Origin of the sequence: Pseudodonghicola flavimaris (assembly GCF_030164425.1) — a bacterium.
In the GTDB taxonomy this organism is placed as follows: domain Bacteria; phylum Pseudomonadota; class Alphaproteobacteria; order Rhodobacterales; family Rhodobacteraceae; genus Pseudodonghicola; species Pseudodonghicola flavimaris.
In genome coordinates, this window is record NZ_JASNJD010000008.1 from 187,742 (window position 1) to 194,899 (window position 7,158).

The 7,158-nt window shown below is 65.8% G+C and carries 5 protein-coding genes; 3 read left to right on the forward strand and 2 right to left on the reverse strand.

From position 1 onward, the window contains the following. The first annotated feature begins 153 nt into the window (after positions 1-153). The 3 genes from QO033_RS13015 (at position 154) to QO033_RS13025 (ending at position 4,002) form a co-directional block, all read left to right on the forward strand. Entirely contained in the window at positions 154-1,197 is a 1,044-nt protein-coding gene (locus tag QO033_RS13015) for an NAD-dependent epimerase/dehydratase family protein (RefSeq protein ID WP_284481412.1), read from the forward strand. A gap of 76 nt (positions 1,198-1,273) precedes the next feature. After that, positions 1,274-3,025 (forward strand): hypothetical protein, encoded by a 1,752-nt coding sequence (locus QO033_RS13020; RefSeq protein WP_284481413.1) that lies wholly within the window; start codon positions 1,274-1,276, stop codon positions 3,023-3,025. Beyond that, positions 3,022-4,002, forward strand: a complete 981-nt coding sequence (locus QO033_RS13025; RefSeq protein ID WP_284481414.1) for an SUMF1/EgtB/PvdO family nonheme iron enzyme — start codon at positions 3,022-3,024, stop codon at positions 4,000-4,002. Before QO033_RS13020 ends, QO033_RS13025 begins: the two co-directional genes overlap by 4 nt. A gap of 21 nt (positions 4,003-4,023) precedes the next feature. On the opposite strand, the gene QO033_RS13030 is transcribed toward QO033_RS13025, so the two are convergent. Then, positions 4,024-4,908: a hypothetical protein gene (locus tag QO033_RS13030; RefSeq protein WP_284481415.1), complete on the reverse strand. Its 885-nt coding sequence runs from the start codon at positions 4,906-4,908 to the stop codon at positions 4,024-4,026. A gap of 226 nt (positions 4,909-5,134) precedes the next feature. Continuing rightward, a partial coding sequence (locus QO033_RS13035) for an MSCRAMM family protein (protein ID WP_284481416.1) occupies positions 5,135-7,158 on the reverse strand: 2,024 nt, incomplete at its 5' end.

A 7,158-nucleotide genomic window follows, 5' to 3' on the forward strand; every position in this document is an offset into this window, starting at 1 on the left:
CGCGGGGCGCTTTGTTATCACTCTATGATCTGGCATGATGCTTGTCATGGACCTTTGATATGGATCATGTCGTCCGGCCGGTCTTTGTTCCAGCCTGACGGCGACGGCCCGCGCGGTTGCGCCGGCGACGCAAGAATAAACTGGACGTTGAGAATGGCGAAAAAGCGGTTTCTGATCACCGGCGGGGCCGGGTTCATGGGGATCAACCTCGTGCGCTATCTGCTGGAGCGGGGGCATGATGTGCGCAGCTATGACATCGCCCCCTTCACTTATCCGGAGGCGGACCGGATCGACGTCCTCGAAGGCGACATCCGCGATCTCAGCCTGCATGACAGGGCGTTTGACGGCATCGACGTTGTGGTTCATTGCGCCGCCGCCCTGCCGCTGGCCGAGCCGGAGGAGATCCATTCGACCAATGTCGAAGGCACTCGAAAGATGCTGCAGGGCGCGCTCGACCGCGGGGTGGAGCGGTTCATTCACACCTCCTCGACCGCGGTATACGGCATCCCCGATCACCACCCGCTGGTGGAAAGCGATCAGATGGTGGGGGTCGGACCCTATGGCGCCTCGAAGGTCGAGGCCGAGGGCATCTGTGCCGGGTTCCGCGACAAGGGGCTGATCCTGACGGTTCTGCGTCCCAAGAGCTTCGTCGGGCCGGAACGTCTGGGCGCTTTCGAACTGCTATACGATTTCGCCGCCGGCGGGCATAATTTCCCGGTGCTGGGCAAGGGTGACAACCTCTACCAGCTGCTGGATGTCGACGACCTCAATCAGGCGGTCTACCTCAGCGCGCACGGCGATGCCGAGAAGGTCAACGATACGTTCAACATCGGGGCGGAGCGGTTCTCCACCCTGCGCGAAAGCTTTCAGGCGGTGCTGGACCGCGCCGGGTTCGGCAAGCGGATCATCGGCCTGCCGGCGGCCCCCGCGATCTGGACCCTGCGGGCGCTGGAGGCGGTGCATCTTTCCCCGCTCTACAAGTGGATTTACGAGACGGCCGGCAAGGAGAGCTTCGTCAGCATCGACCGCGCCAAGGACCGGCTGGGGTTTCAGCCGACCCATTCCAACGAAGAGGCGCTGATCCGCAATTTCGAATGGTATCTGGCGAACCGGGGCAGCATCTCGACCCACGCCGGGGTCACCCACCGGGTGCCTTGGAAGAAAGGCGCGCTGACGCTGGTGCGCTGGGTGATGTGAGCGGCGCGTCGCAGGGCGGCACGACGGAGCGGAAAAGCGGGGGTGCGCGCGGCCCCCGCCGGCCGGGGAGGCAGGGATGACGGGGACAGCAGGACGGGCACGGGCGGGGCTGATGGCGGCACTGTTCGCTCTGGGCGGGGCGGCGGCGGCACAGGATGCCGACACCTTGGCCCGGCAGCGCGATGCCTATGAGGCGGTGGCGGCCAAGTCGGTTCTGGATCTGCAGCCCTTCCGCGATACCGTCACAGCCACCGATCCGGTCAGCGGTCAGATCGTCACGCTGATTTCGCTGAACCCGGCGGTCGGGGCCTGGTATCTGCTGCGGCTGCAGCCGAGCGCCAAGGCAGCGGCGATGGATTTCCACCTGGAAAACCCCGATCCGGCAGGCCAGAGCGTCACCTTGCGGACCGTCGGCGGCCCGGCCCTGGTTCTGCGGGACGCGGCGGGAGAGACCCTTTGCACCCCCTGGGCAGAGGCAGGCGCGGCGCTGACCGCGGCGCGTCGGACCGGGCTGGCCTATGCGCCGATCTGCGACGGTCGGCTGTTTCTGCGCAACCGGGTGACCGGCGCGCGCACCGATATCGAGGCGACGACGGATTTCCTGCGCGACAATGTCTGGGGCGGCGAGGCGATCGTGCGGTTCGTGCGGGACAATTTCTTCAAGGATGCGGAGCTGGAGACCAGCGAAACCGTCGGTGTCGGCGGTGCCGGCGGCACCCGGGCGGGGCCATTGCCGATGCGGGGCCGGGTCGCCCCGACGGATCAGCCGGTGATCTCGACCCTGCTGGATTTCGGACTGGTCGGCACCGATCCGCGTCATATGACCATCGGCCAGTGGTATCCGGTCGCCGGTCTCGACGGGGTGTTCGCCAGCGCCTTCCAGCCCCGGGCGATCAGCGCCGACATCCTCGGCAGCCCCGGCGCCAACCGCCTCGACGGGATCGAGGCGGGCGCCACCGGCTATATGGTGGCCTTCGATCTCGGGCTCTATGGTCTGGGCTATGCGGTGGGGACCGATCACCCGGCGCTCGGCTGGTCGTCGCGGCCGCCGGCCTCGGTGCGTCCACGCGGTCTGCCGGGTCCCGACGGCATCGCCAGCGCGGCACCGCTGGTCACGTTGGGCATGGTCAACCCGGTGATCGCCAACCGGGCGGTGGCGACCTTCACCGCCGGGTTCAAACGGCAGCACGGCGCCTTCAAGTTCGGCGATCTGGCGACCTCCAACATGGGCCATCATTACGGCTTCATCGAGAAGGGCGTGATCCTCAGCAAGCTGCAGCCGAAGCTCGCCACCCTTTACGGGCTGACCGATGGCACCATCGGGATGAAGACCTGGGAGCCGGCCGACGATGCGCTGCTGCCGCGGATCGCCTTCGCGCGCCAGAACGGGGTGCCGCTGGTGGTGACCGATCCCGCCACCGGCGCGCCGGTGCCCGGCGATCGGGTGACGAAATGGGGACCGGGCAACTGGTCCGGCTCGGCCAAGGCCGAGCTGCGCACCCTGCGCGCCGGCGCCTGCATGGCCGGGGCCCATGGCCGCCAGTATCTGATCTACGGCTATTTTTCCACCGCGACGCCATCGGCGATGGCGCGGGCGTTCCAGGCCTACGGCTGCAGCTACGCCATGCTGCTGGACATGAACGCGCTCGAACACACGTATCTGGCGCTCTACGTGCCGCAGGGCGGCAAGGTGCATGTCGAACACCTGATGCCCGGCATGGCGCTGATCGAGAAGAAGAGCCGCAAGGGCAGCATCATTCCCCGGTTCATCGGCTTTGCCGATAACCGTGACCTGTTCTATCTGACCAGAAGGGAGACAGCGCCATGATACGTTTGCTGATGTCCGCGATCCTCATCGCGGGGCTGCTGCAGGCCGGGGGCGCCCGGGCGGAAACCCTGCAACAGGCCAATGCCGCGTTGTTCGCGCAACTGCAGAAGGTCCACCGCCTGAGCGCCGCGCAGATGGAGCGGGTGCAACAGATCTTCGCCAGGTCGGGCTATATGGGCCAGGGCAATCCGGCGATCACCCGCCATCCGATGACGCCGGAGCAGTGCCTGAGCCGGCTTCCGGGCGGGATTGCCTCCTACGACCACGCGCGCAACGCGCGGATCTGCGGCGACCGGTTCATGGCGCCGCTCTACGATCCGCGCACCCAGAAGCCGACGGATGCGAAGGCCTGCATCGACATGTTCGAATTCCCGAACATCCCCTGCACCTATCCGGTGGTCTGGACCAAGGCGCGGGAGGCTGCGGAGGTTTGTGCCGCCGTCGGCAAGCGGATCTGCGATGCCCATGAATGGGAAGGCGCCTGCGCCGGTGCGCTGGAGCCGCCGGATTACTTCTTCGGTCTGGGCTCGGTCGCGGCGATGCGCAGCGCCCATAACGCCAAATACGGCCCCACCAAGAGCTGGGCCTATGGTCCGTCGTTCCAGCGCGGCATCTGCGCCCAGAACAGCCAGAAGAGCGCGAGCTGCGGCGGCGGTGGCTATAACAGCTGCGGATCGAACACCTATCCGACCGGGGCCTTTCCCGATTGCACCAGCGGGCTCGGGGTCTACGACCTGCATGGCAATGCGGCAGAGCACATGAACCTGCCGATGGCGCCGGACCAGATGGCCAGCCGTGGCAGCACCAAGCTGGGGGTGACCGAGATGAAGGGCAGCTGGTTCATCTGGGACAAGTATCAGGCCCACCCGGACTGGTGCCGCTGGCGCGCGCCGTTCTGGCACGGGACCCGGGTGATGAGCCCCTCAAGCCACGAAAATTACCATCTGGGGTTTCGCTGCTGCAAAACGATCGAGTGATCCGGCCGGGCGGCCGGGCGATCAGTATTGCCGGGCCAGCAGGTTGGCGGGATCGGCGATCGGCCCCTCGCTGCTGACGATACGGGCCAGGTCGCGGTCCTGCATGATCATCGCCAGGTCCTCGGGCTTGCCGTTGACGAAAGCGGTGCGGCTGACCAGCCGGACACCGTGGCTGTAATCGGCATAGGCGGCGCCATGCACGGTGCTGAGCGGCTGGATCGGCTTGCCGTTCAGGCGATGCCAGCCGTAGATCGCGACGCGGCCGGGTTTGCTGCGCAGCCGGTTGGTCAGGACGATGTCCTTTTTCTGCCCGGCGGTCAGCTCTGTCGCGGGCTGATGGTCGCGGGATTTCTGCGCGTCCAGCGTGCGATTGTGTTCCAGCAGGTAGGTGGTGGATTCCATCTGCGCGGTCGGTTTCATCGGGCGCGGCGGCAGGTGGACACGGGCCTGACGGTAGATCTCGTCAACCATCTTGGTAGTCGGCAGCAGGAAGCCCATCTCGGTGGCGATACGCGCCGCCGCGGCCAGCCCCATCGGCACCCGGACGAAATCGCGGTCATTGCCGACCGCCAGGTATTCGGGGGTCACGCAGATCGTGACCTCGACCGTCTCGCCGTTGGCGCGCTGGCCGGTGAGGGCGACGGGCTGCAGCTGCCAGAGAAACGAGGGGACATTGCCCGAGAGCACCTGTCCCACCACCTCGGCATCGCGCTTGGTGCCCTGCACCTTCTGCAGCTTCGCCATCACCTCGCTGCCAGCGGGGGCGCGGGACTGACGGGTGGGGATGTGGCTGTCCCGCGAGGCGGAACAGCTGGCAGAGGCAAGGCCGACCGTCGGGGTCAGGGCCATCATCGCAAGGCCAATCAGCGCACCTGCCGTGCGCGAGGCAAACCGGTTGCTCGACATGTTTCATCACGTTTTTGAAAGCGTTCCGAAACACATTCCAAATTTCCAATGACCGATCAAGCCGCGGCCCGGCGGATGCGCGGGAACCTGCCACTGGGCACGACCGAAATTCCGGCGCGGCCCGGGGCACCGGTGCCGTCGGCAGGGGAAAACGGCGATAAAGGCGGCAACCGGGTTGCCGCCTTTTCCCTTCGGATTCCGGCCCGTATCCGCTGCGGGCCGGGGTTCAGACGAAGATCAGATCCCCGTCCGAAGACATGGTGACGATCAGGCCGCCCGCGACCATGACGCCATCGTTGTTGTAGAAATCCAGCTGATCGTGAAGCAGCGCCGCCGAATCGTCGTTGCCGAACTGCGGCTCCTGCCAGACCGGATCGCTGGTCAGCGCGGGCAGGGCAGCGTCGAATTCCGCATCGGTGATCAGATCGTCGCCATTGGCGTCGGCCAGGTTCTTCAGCCAGTTCGCCGCTTCGTTCAGATCGTCCGGAGCGTCGCCGCCGGGGTTGCCGGCCCGCAGGTTCAGCTCGGTCGCGACCATGTCGCGGCCCAGGATGTATTTGCCGTCGTTGCCGATCGTCTTGTTCCTGGCATTGATCAGCAGATGCGCCAGATCGAAGGAGATCGCCACCGATTCAGCACCCTCGCCGATCAGGAAGAACTCCACATGGCCGGCGCTGTCGAGCAGGTCGCCGAACTGGCCTCCGACCAGCTCGTAATCGGCGAAGCCGGCGTCGTCATCGGTGCCGACGATGCCGTCGGCGCCCGCCATCTTGGTCGCGGTGCCGTCTTCGTTGCGGGTGTCATCCTTGTCGTTCCAGAACTCGGACCCGAATTTGGACCCCCAGAACCCCGGTGTCCGGACCCCCGGACCGCCGTTGTGGTTGCCGAAGTTGAGCGTCTCGGTCTGTTCGTAACGGCCGGCGAAATGCGCGCCGCTCACGCCGTCGATCTCGACGATGCCGTCGCCACCCGGATAGGTCTGCTCCCAGCCCGACGACATCGCTTCCGAAACATAGTAGGTGCCCGGCGCGAGATCGGTGAACTGGTAGTAGCCGCTGGCGTCCGTCTGCACCGTCGCCAGCACCCCGTCCGAGATATCCTGATTGTCGTCGAGATAGATCGTCCAGCCCTGGATCGGGTCCTCGCCGGTGTCCCAGGTGCCGTCCCCGTCATAGTCGTTCCACTTGTGGCCGGAGATCATGAAGTTCTCGAAGTTGCCGAAGTTCAGCACCTCGGTTTCGCCCAGCGTGCCCTCGACCAGTTCGCCGGCGGCGCCGGTGAAGCTGTGGCTGCCGTCGAAGGTATTGGTCCAGCCGCTGGCCGGCATCACCTCCTGCACGCTGTAGAACTCTCCGGGCGTGAGGTTTTCGAACAGGTAGCGCCCGGTCTCATCCGTGGTCGTGGTGGCGATCACCGCGCCCGCCGCATCGAGCAGCTGGAAGGTCCAACCCTCGATGACGGTCTCGCCATCGTCCCACAGGCCGTTGCCATTGGCATCCTCCCATTTGTAGCCGGTGACCGAGAACAGCTCCTGATTGCCGAAGTTGAGCAATTCGGCCAGACCCTCGGTGCCGTTGTGGTCGACACCGCTTTCTCCGACGATGACGGTGGCGCCGTCATAGGTCTGCTGCCAGCCGGCCTTGTCCAGCTCGTAGACATAATAGGTCCCCGGAGTGAGGCCGGTGAAGCTGTAGGAGCCATCGGCGGCGGTCACCACCTCGTCGATCTCATTGCCGTTGCCATAGGTCTGGTCGGTGTCCAGCACGATGGTGAAGCCGCCAACGCCGGTTTCCTCGGCATCCCAGGCGGCGTCGCCGTCCAGATCGCTCCATTTCCAGCCGGAGATGTCGAACTTCTCGAAGTTGTAGAAATCGACGGTCTCGTCGAAGCCGGATGTTCCGCCGTCGACGCCGACGGTGGCGGGGGTGATGGCGACCCAGCCGTCGGGGGCTTCCTCGGCGACGAAATAGGCGCCCAGCATCAGGTCGTCGAAGAGATAGCTGCCGTCGGCGCCGGTGGCGGTGGTGGCCATCGCCACCTCGCCGTTCAGGGTGCCGTCGGCGGTTTCACCGGCGTCGAGCACGCCGTTGCCGTTGAGGTCGCCATCGAGATAGAGCGAGATCTGCCAGCCGGGGATCGGGGTGTTGTCGCCGGCCGTGCCGTCGCCATCGAGATCCTCGTATTTGATGCCGCTGATCTTGCCGTATTTCGTGTTGCCGAAGTCGAGCCCGTCGATATCCTCACCGGACT

What these genes read in the sequence shown, in the direction of transcription:
- QO033_RS13015 (WP_284481412.1), top strand. Translation starts at nt 154, where the DNA reads ATGGCGAAAAAGCGGTTTCTGATCACCGGCGGGGCCGGGTTCATGGGG.
- QO033_RS13020 (WP_284481413.1), top strand. Translation starts at nt 1,274, where the DNA reads ATGACGGGGACAGCAGGACGGGCACGGGCGGGGCTGATGGCGGCACTG.
- QO033_RS13025 (WP_284481414.1), top strand. Translation starts at nt 3,022, where the DNA reads ATGATACGTTTGCTGATGTCCGCGATCCTCATCGCGGGGCTGCTGCAG.
- QO033_RS13030 (WP_284481415.1), bottom strand. Translation starts at nt 4,908, where the DNA reads ATGTCGAGCAACCGGTTTGCCTCGCGCACGGCAGGTGCGCTGATTGGC.